Source organism: Altererythrobacter sp. TH136, from assembly GCF_007065885.1.
Classification (GTDB): Bacteria; Pseudomonadota; Alphaproteobacteria; order Sphingomonadales; family Sphingomonadaceae; genus Tsuneonella.
This window is the reverse complement of the sequence record NZ_CP041409.1, coordinates 706,663-723,490: the sequence shown is the minus strand read 5'-3', so window position 1 is coordinate 723,490 and position 16,828 is coordinate 706,663. Positions and strand designations below refer to the sequence as shown.

The following is a 16,828-nucleotide window of genomic DNA, read 5'->3' as shown; positions in this document are numbered from 1 at the left end:
GCCGGGTCGCATGGAGGAAACCGGGCAACAGGCCGCGCCGGCGCTGCCGCGTACTCCCCGGATGCGATACTGGCGGCCTGCTGCCGAATTGGCTCCGCTGGTCAGCGGGTACCACCTTTACGCGCTGGCGCCGCCCGATGGGGAGCGCCAGCGTGACGTATTCCAGCCGGCCTGGCCGAGCTTGCGGTTCGCGCTCGGTGCGAACGACTGGTGCGTGCGTCAGCCGGGCGAGGGGTGGCGCAAGGTGCCGGCCCGATCGGTGTTCGGCCCCAGCAGCAGGATCACCTGGTCGGAATCGGGGCCCGGTCTCGTCGTAGGGATCGGTTTGCGGCCGCGCGGGTGGTCACGGCTGGCGAGGGTCAATGCTGCCGCGTGGGCCGACCGGGTAGGACGGGCGGAAGATGTGTTCGCATTCGATACGACCGTGCTCGCAGCGAGTCTGGAACGGGCGCTGGACGACTCTGAAGTCCCAGAGCTGTTCGATGCCTTCCTGCGCGCACACCTTGGTCCGCCCGACGAACGTGACGCGGTGGTCGGCAGGATTGAAGCAGCCCTGATCGACCCGGAGCTGGCGACCGTAGCGGCGCTGGCCGAGCGAATCCGCATCTCGCCCCGTACGCTTGAACGGTTGAGCCAAAAGGCTTTCGGCTTCGCGCCCAAGATGTTGCTGCGCCGGGCGCGCTTCCTGCGTTCGCTTCACGCGATGGCGCAATTGCCGGCAACAGACCGGGCGCGGTCGATCGATCTGGCTTACACGGATTATTCTCATTTCGTGCGGGATGCGCGGCACTTCCTGGGGATGAGCCCGCAGGCTTTCCTCAAGCTCGACACGCCGCTGCTGCGACAGTCACTGATTCTGCGCCAGATGGTGCTCGGCGCTCCGGCACAAGCTCTTGCCGCCGACGAGGACGGCTAGAGCCCGGCGTCGACCAGCCAATCGTGGAACAGCCGCACGGGACGTTGTTCCAGGTCGCGTGGGCGGCAGACGAACCAATAGGAATAGGGGCTGGGCACGTCGACATCGAACAGCCGGGCGAGGCGCTTGTCGCCCGCGCGCTTGAAATGGTCGTCGTGCATGATCGCGATGCCGAGTCCCTGTGCCGCCGCCTCCAGCAGCAACTGCCCTGAATCGTAATGGTCCACTGCCGCCGGTTCGAACGTCTTCAATCCCATCGCATCGCGCCAGGTGCCGAAGCTGTCGGGCAGTTCGTTGTGCACCAGGAACGTCTGTCTGGACAGCTTCACGGTGTCTGGCGTGGAGCCGATTTCCGCCGCAAGCTCGCGCGAGGCGATGGCGTAGACGCTGTTGTGATCGAGCCGCACGGCGTGAAGCGAGGGGTCGGGGTGCTGGAGCAGCAGGATCGCGGCATCGAGCGTGTCGCCCACCCGGTCGAGCAAGTGCGGCCCTGTATCGATGTCGATATGCAGACGCGGATGCAGCTTGCGCAATTCCCCCAGCCGGGGAAACAGGCGCTGGCCCCCGAACAGCGGCAATACGCCCAGGTGCAGGCGCATGACCCCCAGGTTGTCCGATTGCGATTCGACCGCGGCGGCCAGCGCCTCGATATGCGGGGCCACGGCGTCATAGAACGCGCGCCCTTCATCGGTCAGCTGCATTGCCTGATGTGCGCGAGTGAACAGCTTGCGCCCGACGAATTCTTCCAGCGTGCCGATCCGGCGCGACAGGGCCGAGGGGCTGAGACCAAGTTCAGCCGCTGCCGCCCGCGCCGAACCCAGGCGGACAACCCGCAAAAACGCTTCTAGGGCGCGCAACGGAGGTAAACGGCGGCTCATGGGCAGAACTTGCGAGCACGCGGCCTGCTTGTCGAGCCGCTTTTTCTCGCACTTGCGAAGACGTGTTATTCTTCCGCTTCGCTGACAACTTCCGGCGGGTGAAGCCGCAGGCGCTTGACGTGGGTTTCGTCCGCGTCGGTCACCTCCATCCGCCAGCCGCTCGGATGCGTGACGATCGTACCCACCCGCGGGACCGATTCCGCCAGCACGAAGGCAAGCCCGCCAAGCGTGTCGACGGCCTCCTCCACTTCCGCCAAACGGGGATCGATCTGCTCGGCCACATCATCAAGCTCGGCGCGGGCATCGCAATCCCACATGCCGTCCGGGAGCGGGATGATCCACTCCTCGGCCTCGTCGTCATGCTCATCCTCGATGTCGCCGACGATCTCCTCCACCAGGTCTTCGATCGTGATCAACCCGTCGGTGCCGGAGTATTCGTCAAGCACGACCGCCAAGTGAACCCGCTGCTGGCGCATGTCGGCGAGAACATCGAGCGCATTACGCGCCTGCGGCACGAACAGCGGCTGCCGCATCAGCGTAGTCCAGTCCGCGGGCGGCAGCGCACCCGTGGCAATGATGGGGAACACATCCTTGATGTGCATCATCCCGATCACCTCATCGAGCGTGTCCCGGTAGACCAGCAGCCTTGAGTGACCATGCTCGGCGAACGCCGCTACGACCTCTTCCCACGTGGCCGACGCGTTGAGGGCGACGATCTGGCCGCGCGGAATGGCGACGTCATCGGCGTCGTGTTCGGAAAAGTGCAGCAGGTTCTTGACCATCTGCCGCTCGACCTGATTGAGATCACCGTCAGTTGGCGCAGCGTCGTCTTCGTCGCCACGGGCGGCCGAGTGCTCGTCGATCGCGTCTTCCAACTGCGCGCGCAGAGAACGGGTGCCATCGTCGGCGTCGAAGAAGCGCCGGATGGTATGCCACAGGCTGCGGTTACTGTCCGGGTCTCCGGATTGTTGGTCGGTGTCGGCCATAGCCTTGGTGAATGTCCCCCTGGGTCAGCCGTTCCCGTATGGGTCGGCGATTTTCATCAAAGCAAGCGCCTTAGTCTCAAGCGCTTCCATTGTCTCCGCCTCGCCATCGGCTTGATGGTCGTGGCCGGCAAGGTGGAGCAAGCCGTGTACCAGCAAGTGCGCGGCGTGATGATCGAGCGGCACACCCTTGGCCTTGGCCTCGCGGCAGCACGTTTCATAAGCGAGGGCGATATCGCCCAGCATCTCCGGTCCGCCGTCGGGTTCCATGGCGAGGAGGTCGTCCCGCGCGATCATCGGAAACGACAGTACGTTGGTCGGCGCGTCCTTCATCCGCCATTCGCGGTTGAGCGCCTGCACTTCCTCGTCCACCGTAAACAGGACATCCGCCGTCAGGCGCTGATTGGCGAGTTCCGGCGCGACTTGCAGGGTCGCCTCCAGAACGCGCTCGGCAAGGTCGGGCCAGTCAACGGTGCCCGGCCAGCCGTCGATCTCGATGTCGAGCGCCATCATTCCGCCGGCGGGCCTTCATAGGCGTCGACAATACGCCCAACGATGGGGTGACGAACGACGTCGGCCGAGGTGAAGCGGCTGACCGCGATGCCCTCGATGCCTTCCAGCTTGTCGACTGCATCGGCAAGGCCGCTCATCCGGTCGCCGCCCGGGATGTCGACCTGCTTAGGGTCGCCGCAGACCACCATCCGGCTGTTCTGGCCGAAGCGGGTGAGGAACATCTTCATCTGTTCGCGGGTGGTGTTCTGCGCCTCGTCCAGGATCACGAATGCGTCGGCCAGCGTACGCCCGCGCATGAACGCGATTGGCGCAACCTCGATCACTCCGCTCGCGATGTGCCGTTCGACCTGTTCCGGCGGCAGGCAGTCGTAAAGCGCGTCGTACAGCGGGCGAAGATAGGGATCGACCTTCTCCTTCATGTCGCCGGGCAGGAAGCCGAGCTTCTCGCCCGCTTCCACCGCAGGACGCGACAGGATCAGCCGCTGGACGCTGCCCGTGATCAGCTGGCTGACCGCCTGGGCGACCGCGAGATAAGTCTTGCCGGTTCCCGCCGGACCCAATGCGAAGATGATATCCGCGCTGGCCAGCTGGCCCATGTAGGGGATCTGACCCGCGCTGCGCGGGACAATGGTCTTGCGCCGGGTACGAATCATCACGCCGGGATTGTCGCCCCCGCCGCGTACGATGCCTTCCAGCGTCGGTTCGACCGACATCGCGATTAGCCCCTCGATCGCGCCGGCCTCGAGCTGCTGACCTACCGCGAGCCGGTCGTACATCGCCTGCAAGGTGTCGCGGGCACGCGCTACGGCATCCTCGCTACCCTCGATCTGCACGCGCTCGCCGCGAGCCGAGATGAACACACCCAGGCGGTTTTCCACCTGCACCAGATTGGCGTCGAACTGGCCGAACAGGGGGCCCAGCAGGCGCTGGTCCTCGAAAGTGATCTCGCTGCGCGCGCGCCGGCTGGCGCCAGTGGCGGGAGGGATCGGGGTGGCGCCATCGGCGCGGGCAGGTTTGCGAGCCATGCGCTTGTGAGGCGCTCCTTTCATGTGCGAGTCGGGAGGATGAGTGTCTCGCGCCGGCGAGGCAACCACCGAGCCCGGCGAGTACGGTGGATAAGCCTCAGGCGAACGCTGGTTCCCGGACGCGGCCTTCGATCGAGTTGGGCCCAGCTTCGAGCAATTCGACTTCGACGATGTCGCCGATGGCGTGGTCGCCTTCGAACCAGACCGATTGCAGCCAGGGAGATTTGCCGAGCCATTGGCCAGGCTTTTTGCCGCGCCGTTCGATCAGGACCGAACATGTCCGACCGACACTCGCCTGATTGAACGCGAGCTGGTCGCGGTTCAGCGCGCCCTGCAGTCGCTGAAGGCGCTGTTCCATCTGTTCCTGGCTGACGTGATCGCCCATCGACGCCGCCGGTGTGCCGGGGCGGGGGGAGTACTTGAAGCTGAACGCCTGGGCGTAACCCACGGCATCGACCAGACGCAGCGTCTGCTCGAAATCCGCGTCGGCTTCGCCTGGAAAACCGACGATGAAATCCCCTGACAAAGCGATGTCCGGGCGCACGGCGCGCACCCGGTCGAGCAAGCGCAGGTAGCTGTCGCACGAGTGGCTGCGATTCATCGCCTTGAGCACCCGGTCCGATCCGCTCTGCACCGGAACGTGCAGAAACGGCATCAGCTTCTCGACCTCGCCATGGCAACGAATCAGGTCGTCGGTGAAGTCATTTGGGTGGCTGGTGGTGTAGCGGATCCGCTGGAGTTCCGGGATTTGTGCGATCTCCCTGATCACGCCGTCCAGCCCGCAGTCGTTCCCTTCCGCATCGGCGCCTCGCCAGGCGTTGACGTTCTGGCCGAGCAAGGTGATCTCCCGGGCGCCGCCGTCCACCAGCAGTCGCGCCTCGGCGATCAGGTCCGCGAACGGCCGGGAGATTTCGGCGCCGCGAGTGTAGGGCACGACGCAATATGTGCAGAACTTGTCGCACCCCTCCTGCACCGTCAGAAACGCGCTCGGCCCGCTGCGGCGGCGCGCGGGCAGGGCATCGAACTTGGCGATCGGTGGCATGTCGGTGTCGCTGGCGCGTTCGCCCGCAACCGCGCGATCGAGCATCTCCGGCAGGCGGTGATAGGCTTGCGGTCCCACGACCATGCTGACCGCGGGGGCGCGCGCCATGATTTCGTCGCCCTCTGCTTGCGCGACGCAGCCGGCGACCGCGATCAACGGGCGCTTGCCCGCCGCGGCGCCGGTCTTCACGAGCCGGCCGATATCGGAATAAACCTTTTCGGACGCTCGCTCGCGGATGTGGCACGTATTCAGCACCACCAGATCGGCTTCCTCTCCGTCCGCGGCGGGGGCGATGCCGCGCGCGGCGAGCAGCTCGGCCATGCGCTCGCCGTCGTAGACGTTCATCTGGCAGCCGAAGCTCTTGACCCGGTAGGTCTTGGGAGGCGGTACGGGGGACATGGGTCCGGGCGGTTAACCGAAAACGCGCGCCGAGGCTAGCGCGCCAGCGCCTCGGCCAGTCGGCTTCTCGCGGTGGCGGAGATTGCCTTGCGATCGGCAAGCGCGGTGTCTTCGAGCGGGGTGAGGAACCTGAGCGTCAGCCGAACCGGCCGCAGCCGCGCCAAGATTCGCTTGAAATTGTCCAGTCCGTGCTCTTCGCCAACCCAGGCGATCTGCACTGCGTCTTCATAGGCGATCAGCACCGGCTGGACCACCGCGCCCGGCGGCAGCGGATCGAGCGCGGACAGGAGAGCCGACTTGAACGGCAGCAAGCCGGTGCCGTCGCTGGTCGTGCCTTCCGGAAACACGGTCAGGCAGCCGCGCCCGGCCATGGCATCGCGGACCTGCTGGACCTGGCGGCCGATCGACGCTCGGTCGTGGCGCGCGATGAACACCGTGTCGTTCATCTCGCACAACCACTTCAGAAACGGAAATGCCGCCAGTCCGTCATGGGCGACGAACGCGCTGCCGGTCGCGTGGGCGAGGGCAGGTATGTCGAGCCAACTGACGTGGTTCGCGAGCAGCAGTGCGCCCTTGACCGGCCGACCTTCGATCCGCAGGTGCAGTCCAGCGATCATCCCGATGCCGGAGAGAAATACCCGCGGCCACCAGCGGCCCAGGTTCAGCAAACGCCACAGCAGGTGCAGCGGCGTGCACGCCAGCAGCAACCCCAGCATGAGAAGCAGGCGAAAGCCGATCAGCCCCCACCCCAGGGGGTGAATGCGCCGAACGGGGAGCGCGTGAGCCATCAGTCTTCGCGGTCGAGCCGGACCCCGTAAAGCTCCATCCGGTGATCGACCAGCCGATAGCCAAGCTTCGCCGCGATCTGACGCTGGAGAGCTTCCAGTTCCGGATCTACGAATTCGATCACCTTGCCGCTTTCCACGTCGATCAGATGGTCATGGTGCGCTTCGGGGGCCGCTTCATAGCGGGCGCGGCCGTCGCCGAAATCGTGCCGGTCCAGAATCCCGGCCTCCTCGAACAGTCGGACCGTGCGGTACACGGTTGCGATCGAAATCTTCGGGTCGATGGCGGCAGCGCGCTTGTGCAGCAGTTCGACGTCCGGATGATCGTCGCTTTCCGACAGCACGCGCGCGATCACGCGCCGCTGCTCGGTGATCCGCAGGCCGCGCTCGGCGCACAGTTGTTCAAGGTCGATCGGCTGGTGCAACTGTGCGGGTCCGCTTGTTTAGGAGGTCGTCCCGGAGCCTACCGCCCCGGGACACGCTTCTCAAGCTCAGCTTAGCCGATCTCAGGCGGCAGCGGTCTTCTTCCGGCGACCGCGCTTTTGACCAGGTTTGCGGCCCAGCCCGATCTTCTTCGCCAGGTCGCGGCGGGTTTCGGCGTATTCGGGCGCGACCATCGGATAATCGGCATTGAGGCCCCAGCGCTGGCGATAGTCGTCAGGTGTCATGCCATGCTCGGTCATCAGGTGACGCTTGAGCATCTTCATCTTCTTGCCGTCTTCCAGGCAGACGAGGTGATCGCGCTTGACGGAAGCGCGGACGGTGACCGCAGGTTCGGGACGCTCCTCCTCAACCGGAGCACTGCCGCCCAGGTTTGCGAGCGCGGTGTAGACTGTCGAGATAAGCGCCGGCACTTCTTCGACAGAAATGGTGTTGTTGCTGACGTGCGCTGCGACGATATCGGAAGTGAGCGTGATCAGCATCTCCGACGTGTCGTTTTCAGTGTTATCCATGGCTAAGCCTCTTGATTCATTAGTATTGCAGGCGGGCGACCGGTCTAAAACCCCACCGCGCCTTTGCCCTGATGCATTCTACGCCATCTTACAAGCGAACACTCTAAGCTTCAGCAACCTGCAGTGTGGTCGTTTCTTCGCTAGATCGCGACGCCGAATGTAATTGCGTCCAGCTTGCTGCCGTCAGGCAGGCGGTAGTAATCCTTGCGCCGGCCGATCGGCTGAAAACCCATGGCCCGGTAAAGTTGTTCGGCCGGGTTATTGAACCGCATTTCCAGGAACACCCGATCGGCGCCCCGACTTCGGGCATCGGCCATGACCTGCTCGAGCAGGAGCCGTCCCAGTCCCTTGCCCCGATGCCCGGGCACGACCCCGATCAACAGCAGCTCTTCCTCACCGGGTGCTGCGCGGACGAGCGTGAACCCGGCTGCAGGTGCGCTGCCCGAAGGCGCCACACCATCGGCGGCAATCAGGCGGCAGTGCGTGTGCGCAAACGCCAGTGAGTCCGCGATCTGACGGCGGGTCCATGCCTCCGCCCACGCAGGGTCGAAAGCCGCGTCCATCACCGCCATGATGCGATCGAGATCATCCTCGTTCACGCAGGAAGTCTCGCGTCGGGGCCACGGCCATAGATGGGCGTCACGACCGGGCTGAACAGCGCTGGATCGAGCAGGCCGATGCGGGAGGCGTCGGGCAACTGATCGCGCGCGGGAACACGATGTTCGAGGACCTCCGCCAATGCGGCTGCCTGCGATCCCGCTAGGGGTCGGTCCCCGCCGCGAGCGACGGCCGCTTGCGGGGTGCATGACGCGAGGTCGCCATCCGGCCGGCCGTGGCGGACAAAGTCCTGCACAAACCATTCCCCGTGCCCGCCGCTCATGCAGACGGTCAGTGACGACCAACCTTCGTCCTCTGATGCGATCGCCGCCACCAGCGCCAGCGTCGGATAGCCGAACACAGGAGCGCTCCACGCGTACCCGAGCGCCTTGGCCGTGGCGATGCCGATCCGGACGCCGGTAAAGCTGCCCGCGCCCAGCGAGACGACGATACGGTCGGCCCGGCCTCGTTCGGGAAGAGCGGCAATCATCGGCACTAGGTGTTCCGCATGACCGCGTCCCAGCACCCGGTGATCGGCCGCGATGAGACCGCCTTCGTCGATCAGCGCGACGGAACACGCTTCGGTCGCACAGTCGATAGCCAGGGTACGCATCATGGCGCGCCGATGCACGGCGCGGGTGCGCGGGTCAAACGATGCGGTTGAACTTGTCGAAGGCAGGGCGCGGCGAACGATCGAAGACACTCGCCGGATCGCCATAGCCGACCGAGCAGATGAAGTTGGATCGCACGCGCGGCTGGTCGGCAAAAAACGCCGCATCGACGCCGGCGTTATCGAAGCCCGACATCGGCCCGGTGTCGAGCCCCAGCGCCCGCGCCGCGATGATGAAATATGCACCCTGCAGCGAAGAGTTGCGGAACGCGCCTTCGTTGCGCAGCGGTTCGTTGCCCTCGAACCAGCTTTTCGCGTCGGCATGGGGAAACAGTTCGGGCAGATGCTCGTGAAAATCGATGTCGTAGCCAATGATCGCGGTGACCGGCGCCGCGAGGATTTTGCCGGGGTTGGTGCCGCCCGCGAGGCTGGCGAGCGTCTGCTTGGGTTCGTCCGATTTCACCCACACGATCCGCGCGGGCAGCATATTGGCTGACGTAGGGCCCATCTTGGCGAGGTCCCAGATCGCATGCAGCTGCGCATCGGTGACCGGCTGGTCGAGCCAGTCGTTGTAAGTGCGCGCTTCGCGGAACAGCTGGTCGAGCGCCGCGTCACCGAGCGGCTGGTGGAACTGCTTGATCATCATTTTGGCCTTCAGGCGGCGCGCACTTCCGCGACCTCGGGGATGTAGTGCTTGAGCAGCCCTTCGATGCCGTGTTTGAGAGTCGCGGTCGAGGATGGGCAGCCCGCGCAGGCACCTTGCATTTGCAAGTGCACCACCCCGTCGCGGTAGCCGCGATAGACGATGTCGCCGCCATCGTTGGCGACGGCGGGGCGGATGCGCGATTCGAGCAGTTCGTTGATCTGCGCGACGATGTCGGCATCTGCCGGATCTTCTTCGACGATGAGGTCAGCTTCGGGGGGCACCGAAATCCCGCCGGCCCCGCCGCCGACGAACAGCGGCGCGCCTGACACGAAATGGTCGAGCAGCACGGCGACGACCTGCGGCTTGAGTTGGCTCCAGTCCACGCCCGGCGCGGCGGTCACGGCGATGAAGTCGCTGCCCAGCAGCACGTTCGTGACTTCGCCGGTGTCGAACAACGCCTCCGCCAGTGGGCTCGCCTCGGCGCTTTCAGGGTCGACGAATTCGCGGGTGCCGGACGGCATGACCTGCCGGCCGGGAAGGAACTTCAGGCTCGCCGGGTTAGGCGTGGTTTCGGTCTCGATGAACATGGTGGTCATGTAGGCGTGAGGGGAGGGGGGAACAAGTTCGCCCGCCCGTCAGCGTTTCTTGCCCGGCATTCACTATCCCTTCACGCGGGGGGCGGGTATACCGCCGCGATATGACATTGCTCCCGCGTGCCGTTCGGCATCTCGCGCCCCTGCTCCCTCTCGTCCTCCTGGCCTCGCCGGTTCCAGCGCAGGATGGCTCCGCACCACCAGCGCCGAAGTCGCTTCAGACAGGCGAGCAGACCCCGTGGATCTATCGCGGCAGCGATGTCCCGCGCGACAAGGAATGGCAGTTCGGCGAAATGCCCAATGGTCTGCGCTATGCGGTACGTCACAACGGGGTGCCGCCGGGCCAGGTGTCCATCCGGGTGCGCATCGATGCCGGGTCGATCCACGAGACCGATTCCGAGCAGGGCTTTGCTCACCTGATCGAGCACATGACCTTCCGCGAGAGCAAGTATCTCGCCGATGGCGCGGCGATCGCCACGTTCCAGCGGCTGGGCGCTACCTTCGGCAGCGACACCAACGCGGAGACGACGCCCACGCAGACGGTTTACAAGCTCGACGTGCCCGATGCCACTCCGGCGAAGCTCGAAGAGGTGTTCAAGCTGCTGTCCGGCATGATCGAGGCGCCGGCGCTTTCCGCCAAGGGGTTGTCGGAAGACCGCCCCATCGTGCTCGCCGAAATGCGGGAGCGCGCTGCCGCCGCGCAGCGGGTGGCCGAGGAGAGCCGCAAAACGATCTTTGCCGGTCAGCGTCTGGCGAACCGCCTGCCGATCGGCACCGAAGCCACGCTCAACGCCGCGACGCCCGCCGCGGTAAAGGCGTTCCACAAGCGCTGGTACCGACCGGAAAATGCCGTGGTGGTGGTTGCCGGCGACAGCGACGCCCGCACCCTGGCAGGATTGGTGGAGAAATACTTTGGCGGTTGGAAGGGCGTCGGCCCGCACACCCCGGCGCCTGACTTCGGCGACCCCAAGGCTCCCGCCGGTGCCGATCCCGCCAACCCGGTGGGCGAAACCCAGGTGCTGGTCGAACCCGACCTGCCGCGCAGCCTGACATACGCGGTCATGCGGCCGTGGCGCCCGGTGAACGATACCATTAAGTACAACGAAGGGCTGCTGCTCGATTCGCTGGCGCAGTCGATCATCAACCGGCGGCTTGAATCGCGCGCCCGAACGGGCGGGTCCTATCTTTACGCGCAGGTAAATCAGGAAGACGTCAGCCGGACGGCGGACGCGACGTTCGTCACGTTCGCCCCGCTGACCGAAGACTGGTCGGCCGCGCTGAGCGACGTCCGGGCGGTGATCGCCGACGCGCTCGCGAATCCGCCGACGCAGGAAGAGATCGATCGCGAGATGGCCGAATTCGACGTGGCCTTCGCCAGTTCGGTCGAGCAGCGCGCGGTTCTGGCCGGCTCCAAGCTTGCGGACGACGTGGTGCAGGCGGTGGACATTCGCGAGACGGTGGCCGCGCCCGAAACGGTGCTGACCGTTTTTCGCGGGATGAAGGACCAGTTCACGCCCGCCAATGTGCTCGCGCACACGCGTTCGTTGATGACGGGCGACGTGATCCGGTCGGTGTACGTGACGCCGGACGCTTCCGAAGCCACCCCCGCAGCGCTGCGTGCGGCGTTGCTTGCGCCGGTCGAAGCTGACGGCAGCGCGCGGGTGGCGGCCAAATCCATTTCGTTCACTGACCTGCCGCCGCTCGGCACCCCGCAGCAGCCCAGTTCGACGGCTCCGCTTGGCCTGCTCGATATCCAGCGGGTGGCCTTTCCGAACGGCACGACCGCGCTGCTGTGGTCCAACAACGGCGAACCCGGGCGGGTGACGGTGAAGGCACGGTTCGGTGCTGGCTGGCGCTCGTTCGCTCCGGAAGACGCCGTCTATGCGAAGCTTGGTGAAAGCGCGCTGGTGAGTTCCGGCCTTGGGGAACTGGGGCAGGAGGAGCTCGACCGGATCAGCAATGGCCGCAAGATGGGCTTCGATTTCGAGATCGACGACGGGGTATTCGATTTTACCGCGCAGACGCGTGAGGCCGACCTGGCCGATCAACTTTATCTGTTCGCCGCCAAGCTGGCGACGCCGCGGTGGGACGCCAATCCGGTCCAGCGTGCCAAGGCTGCGTCCAAGCTGGCTTACGAAAGCTATTCAACCAGCCCGTCGGGGGTACTGCAGCGCGATCTGCAATACCGGCTGTACGACCGCGACCCACGGTTTGCGACGCCGACCGCCGCGCAGCTTGATTCCGCCACGCCAGCAGGCTTCCGCAGGGTGTGGGAGCCGCTGCTCAAGCAAGGGCCGGTCGAGGTCCTGATCTTCGGTGATTTCAAGATGGCCGACGCCGTCGCGGCACTTAGCCGAACATTCGGGGCACTGCCGCCGCGCGCGGCGATCCCGGCCGCGACGCTCGCCCGCAGCGTCACCGTCGCGTCTTCCGCGCAGCCGGAAGTGCTGTTCCATCGCGGAGACTCGAACCAGGCGGCAGCGGTGATCGCCTGGCCGACCGGCGGAGGTGTCGCCTCGCTGCCGGAATCGCGCCAGCTCCAGATCCTGACCGAATTGTTCAACAATCGCCTGCTCGAGGAGATGCGCGAACGGACCGGAGCGAGTTATTCGCCGCAGGTGTCAAGCGATTGGCCGGTGGACATCGCGACCGGCGGCACGGTCTCGGCGGCGGCCACCGTCCGGCCGCAGGATGTGCCGGCGTTCTTCGCCGCGACCGACCAGATCGCGCGCGATCTGGTGGCCAATCCGCCAACCGCGGACGAGCTTGCCCGAGTGACCGAACCGCTCAAGCAGTCGATCAGCCGCGCATCGACCGGCAACACGTTTTGGTTGTGGCAGCTGGAGGGGGCGAGCACCGATCCGCAGCGCGTGCGGCTGCTGCGATCGTTGCTGAACGATTACACCCAGACCACTCCCCAGGCGATGCAGGCGCTGGCGGCGAAATACCTGACGGGGCGCCAACCCTTCCGGCTTGCCGTGATCCCTCAAGGGCAGACGCTCGCCACTCAGGTGGAAGGTCAGTCGGCCAGCGTCTCGCGCTAAGGCAGCTTGCGCCGCTCCAAGTTTAAGCCGCTTGGCGCTGCAGGCGCGAAGGGACTACGGCGCCCGGGTGACACAGGAATGGACCCCCGATAGCTGGCAGGCGCACGAAGCCCGCCACTTGCCCAACTACCTCGATCGTGCCGCGCTGGCAGAGGTCGAAGCGACGCTGGCGCACTATCCACCGCTGGTATTCGCGGGAGAGGCGCGCGCGCTGAAAGCCGACCTGGCGGAAGTCGCCGGGGGCCGCGGGTTCCTGCTGCAAGGCGGCGACTGCGCCGAAAGCTTCGCCGAGTTCCACCCCAATTACATCCGCGACACCTTCCGCGTCCTGCTGCAGATGGCGGTTGTCCTGACTTTCGCCAGCAAGCGACCGGTGGTGAAGGTCGGACGTATGGCGGGACAGTTTGCCAAGCCCCGCAGCGCGCCGACCGAAACGCAGGGCGAGGTCACGCTCCCAAGCTATCTGGGCGACAATATCAACGGCATCGATTTCACGCCCGAAAGCCGCGCCAACGATCCCCAGCGGATGGTGCGCGCCTATTCGCAAGCCGCGGCCACGCTCAATCTGCTGCGCGCGTTTGCCGGGGGCGGGTATGCCAACCTGCGCCAGGTGCACCGCTGGACGCTAGACTTCATGGACCGCAGCCCGTGGGCCGACAAGTTCCAGGACGTGGCCGACCGGATCGGTGAATCGTTAGATTTCATGGAGGCCTGCGGCGTCAATCCCGAGACGCTGCCGCAGTTGGAGCGGACGACCTTCTACACCAGCCACGAGGCGCTGTTGCTGCCGTATGAGCAGGCGCTTACCCGGCAGGACAGCCTGACCGGCGATTGGTACGATTGTTCGGCGCACATGGTGTGGATCGGCGATCGGACGCGATTTCCCGGCAGCGCACATATCGAATTCTGCCGCGGCATCGGCAACCCGCTGGGCATGAAGTGCGGGCCCAGTCTCGCTGCAGATGACCTTATCCGCCTGCTCGACATCCTCAATCCGACGCGTGAGCCAGGCCGGATCACCCTGATCAGCCGGTTCGGCGACGACAAGGTCGAAGCCGGCTTGCCGCCGCTCGTTCGGGCGGTCGGACGCGAAGGCCATCCGGTGGTGTGGAGCTGCGATCCTATGCACGGAAACGTGATCAAATCGAACAGCGGCTACAAGACCCGGCCGTTCGACCGCATTCTGCGCGAGGTTCGGGGCTTTTTCGCGGTACACCGGGCGGAAGGCACGCATGCGGGCGGCATTCATGTCGAAATGACGGGACAGGACGTGACCGAGTGTGTCGGCGGTGCGGTGGCCATCAGCCACGAAGCGCTCGGCGATCGGTATCATACGCACTGCGATCCGCGTCTCAACGCCGCGCAGTCGATCGAGCTGGCATTCATGCTTGCTGAGATGCTCAATCAGGAAGCAAGCACCCGGCCGGCCGTGGCAGCATAGGCCCGTCTGCCAGGGCGCGCAGGGCGAGCAACTAACCTGGGCGTCTATCGCTACTGGGTCGACATATTTCCTCGGTGCCCGGGGAAACTGTTGGCCGCGACAGAGTCTATCATTTGTGCGGTTTCCCGGTCATCTTGCCAGAGGACTGGCTGCAGCAAGAGGATGACCGTGCCCCAGCCCCTGACGATTCACGCTCAGCAGACGCCGCGGACTCTAGCCGATCGCTTCGCTGAAACGCGCGCGCTCAGCGTCGCGCTCGCCGAGCCGCTCAGCGATGCCGATGCCACGATCCAGTCGATGGACGATGCAAGTCCGGCCAAGTGGCATCTGGCGCATACCACCTGGTTCTGGGAGACGTTCCTGCTGCGCGATCACTTGCCCGGTTATCGGCGGTGGCGCGACGATTGGCCGTACCTGTTCAATTCCTATTACGAGGCGGAAGGTGCCCGGCACGCGCGTTCGCGCCGGGGCATGTTGTCGCGCCCCTCGCTCGCCGAGATCCTCGACTGGCGGGACCACGTCACGCACTCGATCATGGAAATGCTTGACCGGCCCGAACACGCGCCACTGATCGAGCTGGGCATAGCGCACGAGCAGCAGCACCAGGAATTGCTGCTGACCGACATCAAGCACGCACTGTTCCAGAACCCCCTCGGCCCTGCGATGTGGGGTGCCCCTTCCGCCCGAGAGCCTGCGCGTGAGGCGTCCGGTTGGCAGGAACATCCGGGCGGCATCGCACTGGTGGGTCACGAGAGGGGCGATTTCGCGTTCGACAACGAAGGCCCGCGGCACCGGGTCCTGCTAGAGCCGTTCGCGCTGTCCTCCGGCCTGGTGTCGAACCGCGAATGGCAGTCGTTCATCGAGGAGGGCGGGTATCGCACCGCGTCGTTGTGGCTGTCCGATGGCTGGGGATGGGTTCAAGGCGAGCAAATCTCGGCGCCGTTGTACTGGCGCGAGGACCAGCAGTTTACCCACTCGGGCTGGCAGGCTCGCGATCCGGATGCGCCGGTGACGCACATCTCGTTTTACGAAGCGGATGCCTTTGCTGCCTGGGCCGGTGCGCGATTGCCGACCGAGTTCGAATGGGAGGCAGCGGCGCAAAGCCACGACCCGGCCGCCGGCAACCAGCTCGACGACGCCGCACCGCCGCTGCCGCGTGGTGGCCACAACCTGTTCGGCGACTGCTGGCAGTTCACTCGCTCTGCGTACTTGCCCTATCCGCGCTTCCGGACAGCGGAGGGCGCAGTCGGGGAATACAACGGCAAGTTCATGAGCGGCCAGGTGGTCCTTAAGGGCGCCAGCTGCGCGACGCCGCGCGGCCATTCCCGCACCAGTTACCGCAACTTCTTCTACCCTCATCAACGCTGGCAGTTCACCGGCCTGCGGCTCGCGAAGGACATCTGATGGCTGCCGAACAGGGGCTGAGCCTGGTCGATCTGGATCGCGACGGGGTCGACACCGCATTTCGCGAAGACGTTTTGCAGGGTTTGTCGGAGCCGCAGAAGGCGATCCCGGCGCGCTGGTTCTACGACGACGAGGGATCAGAACTGTTCGAGGAGATCACCCGGCTCCCCGAATACTATCCAACCCGCGCGGAAACCGAAATCCTGACCGACCGATGCGACGAGTTCCGCACGATGATCGGCGGCGGACGTGCGGTGGTCGAATTCGGCTCCGGCAGTTCGGTGAAGACGCCGCTGCTGCTCAACTGCATCGACCCCGCCGCCTATGTGCCGCTCGACATCGCAGGAGATTTCCTGCGGTCTTCGGCCGACGCGCTGTCGGCCAAATTTCCCGGCTTGCCGGTCTACCCGGTCGAGGCGGACTTCGTGCGCAAGGTCGAACTGCCGATTGAGGTTACCGCCATGCCCAAGCTCGGGTTTTTCCCTGGGTCTACCATCGGCAACATGGTGGCCCGCACGGCAGTCGATCTGCTGCGCACGATGCGCGCAACGCTCGGAGAGGGCAGCCAACTCCTGATCGGGATGGACCTCGTCAAGGACCAGGCAATCCTGGAAGCCGCTTATGACGATGCGGCGGGTGTAACCGCCCGGTTCAATCTGAACCTCGCGCATCGCATCAACCGGGAGCTGAACGGGACCATCCCGATAGATGCGCTGCGTCACGTCGCCCGCTGGAACGACGCGTATTCCCGGATCGAGATGCACCTCGAGGCGCTGCGACCGATCGAATTCGGAGTGTCCGGCCATCGGTTCTCGATGGGTGAGGGCGACACCATCCACACCGAGAACAGCCACAAGTTTTCGCGCCGCAGCGGCACGACCTTGCTTCTGGCGGGCGGGTGGACGCCCCGGCAACGCTGGACCGATCGGGAGGAGCGCTTTTCGCTCATTCTCGCGGACGCCACCGTGCCGCGCAGCGCGCCCTAGTCATGGTGGTGAA

General features: G+C 65.5%; 17 protein-coding genes. 5 read left to right on the top strand and 12 right to left on the bottom strand.

Annotation, left to right across the window (positions count from 1 at the left end):
- Nucleotides 1–10 precede the first annotated feature (10 nt).
- Entirely contained in the window at nucleotides 11–916 is a 906-nt protein-coding gene (locus C0V74_RS03535; RefSeq protein ID WP_143250673.1) for an AraC family transcriptional regulator, read from the top strand.
- Here the strand turns inward: C0V74_RS03535 and C0V74_RS03530 are convergent.
- The 12 genes from C0V74_RS03530 to C0V74_RS03475 form a co-directional block, all read right to left on the bottom strand.
- A complete protein-coding gene (locus C0V74_RS03530) occupies nucleotides 913–1,794 on the bottom strand; it encodes a LysR substrate-binding domain-containing protein (protein WP_143250671.1) in 882 nt (293 codons plus the stop codon). The genes C0V74_RS03535 and C0V74_RS03530 overlap by 4 nt on opposite strands.
- Nucleotides 1,795–1,859: 65 nt before the next feature.
- The gene (locus tag C0V74_RS03525) at nucleotides 1,860–2,780 is read right to left on the bottom strand and encodes a hemolysin family protein (RefSeq protein ID WP_143250669.1); all 921 of its coding nucleotides are present in this window, start codon (nucleotides 2,778–2,780) and stop codon (nucleotides 1,860–1,862) included.
- Between the two features lie 24 nt (nucleotides 2,781–2,804).
- Nucleotides 2,805–3,287, bottom strand: a complete 483-nt coding sequence (gene ybeY, locus C0V74_RS03520) for an rRNA maturation RNase YbeY (RefSeq protein WP_131625694.1) — start codon at nucleotides 3,285–3,287, stop codon at nucleotides 2,805–2,807.
- A complete protein-coding gene (locus C0V74_RS03515) occupies nucleotides 3,287–4,315 on the bottom strand; it encodes a PhoH family protein (protein WP_143250667.1) in 1,029 nt (342 codons plus the stop codon). Before C0V74_RS03515 ends, ybeY begins: the two co-directional genes overlap by 1 nt.
- A gap of 97 nt (nucleotides 4,316–4,412) precedes the next feature.
- The gene (miaB, locus tag C0V74_RS03510; protein WP_143250665.1) at nucleotides 4,413–5,756 is read right to left on the bottom strand and encodes a tRNA (N6-isopentenyl adenosine(37)-C2)-methylthiotransferase MiaB; all 1,344 of its coding nucleotides are present in this window, start codon (nucleotides 5,754–5,756) and stop codon (nucleotides 4,413–4,415) included.
- Between the two features lie 35 nt (nucleotides 5,757–5,791).
- Nucleotides 5,792–6,544, bottom strand: a complete 753-nt coding sequence (locus C0V74_RS03505) for a lysophospholipid acyltransferase family protein (protein WP_143250663.1) — start codon at nucleotides 6,542–6,544, stop codon at nucleotides 5,792–5,794.
- Nucleotides 6,544–6,966 (bottom strand): Fur family transcriptional regulator, encoded by a 423-nt coding sequence (locus tag C0V74_RS03500; protein WP_131625350.1) that lies wholly within the window; start codon nucleotides 6,964–6,966, stop codon nucleotides 6,544–6,546. The genes C0V74_RS03505 and C0V74_RS03500 overlap by 1 nt, the downstream gene beginning before the upstream one ends.
- A gap of 81 nt (nucleotides 6,967–7,047) precedes the next feature.
- The gene (locus tag C0V74_RS03495; protein WP_131625351.1) at nucleotides 7,048–7,494 is read right to left on the bottom strand and encodes a MucR family transcriptional regulator; all 447 of its coding nucleotides are present in this window, start codon (nucleotides 7,492–7,494) and stop codon (nucleotides 7,048–7,050) included.
- A 140-nt stretch (nucleotides 7,495–7,634) separates the two neighbouring features.
- A complete protein-coding gene (locus C0V74_RS03490; RefSeq protein WP_349236021.1) occupies nucleotides 7,635–8,093 on the bottom strand; it encodes a GNAT family N-acetyltransferase in 459 nt (152 codons plus the stop codon).
- Nucleotides 8,090–8,704 (bottom strand): tRNA (adenosine(37)-N6)-threonylcarbamoyltransferase complex dimerization subunit type 1 TsaB, encoded by a 615-nt coding sequence (gene tsaB / locus C0V74_RS03485; protein ID WP_131625696.1) that lies wholly within the window; start codon nucleotides 8,702–8,704, stop codon nucleotides 8,090–8,092. Before tsaB ends, C0V74_RS03490 begins: the two co-directional genes overlap by 4 nt.
- 34 nt (nucleotides 8,705–8,738) lie before the next feature.
- On the bottom strand, nucleotides 8,739–9,344 hold the full coding sequence (locus C0V74_RS03480; RefSeq protein ID WP_143250661.1) for a malonic semialdehyde reductase: 606 nt from the start codon (nucleotides 9,342–9,344) through the stop codon (nucleotides 8,739–8,741).
- 11 nt (nucleotides 9,345–9,355) lie between these two features.
- Nucleotides 9,356–9,934, bottom strand: coding sequence for a NifU family protein (locus tag C0V74_RS03475; RefSeq protein WP_131625352.1), 579 nt, complete (start codon nucleotides 9,932–9,934; stop codon nucleotides 9,356–9,358).
- Nucleotides 9,935–10,044: 110 nt separating this feature from the next.
- Between C0V74_RS03475 and C0V74_RS03470 the strand changes: the two genes are divergently transcribed.
- The 4 genes from C0V74_RS03470 (at nucleotide 10,045) to egtD (ending at nucleotide 16,815) form a co-directional block, all read left to right on the top strand.
- Nucleotides 10,045–12,984: an insulinase family protein gene (locus tag C0V74_RS03470; RefSeq protein WP_143250659.1), complete on the top strand. Its 2,940-nt coding sequence runs from the start codon at nucleotides 10,045–10,047 to the stop codon at nucleotides 12,982–12,984.
- A 67-nt stretch (nucleotides 12,985–13,051) separates the two neighbouring features.
- Nucleotides 13,052–14,425 (top strand): 3-deoxy-7-phosphoheptulonate synthase class II, encoded by a 1,374-nt coding sequence (locus tag C0V74_RS03465; protein ID WP_143250658.1) that lies wholly within the window; start codon nucleotides 13,052–13,054, stop codon nucleotides 14,423–14,425.
- Nucleotides 14,426–14,593: 168 nt separating this feature from the next.
- The gene (gene egtB / locus C0V74_RS03460) at nucleotides 14,594–15,829 is read left to right on the top strand and encodes an ergothioneine biosynthesis protein EgtB (protein WP_246844951.1); all 1,236 of its coding nucleotides are present in this window, start codon (nucleotides 14,594–14,596) and stop codon (nucleotides 15,827–15,829) included.
- Nucleotides 15,829–16,815, top strand: a complete 987-nt coding sequence (egtD, locus tag C0V74_RS03455) for an L-histidine N(alpha)-methyltransferase (protein ID WP_143250654.1) — start codon at nucleotides 15,829–15,831, stop codon at nucleotides 16,813–16,815. Before egtB ends, egtD begins: the two co-directional genes overlap by 1 nt.
- The last annotated feature ends 13 nt before the right edge of the window (nucleotides 16,816–16,828 follow it).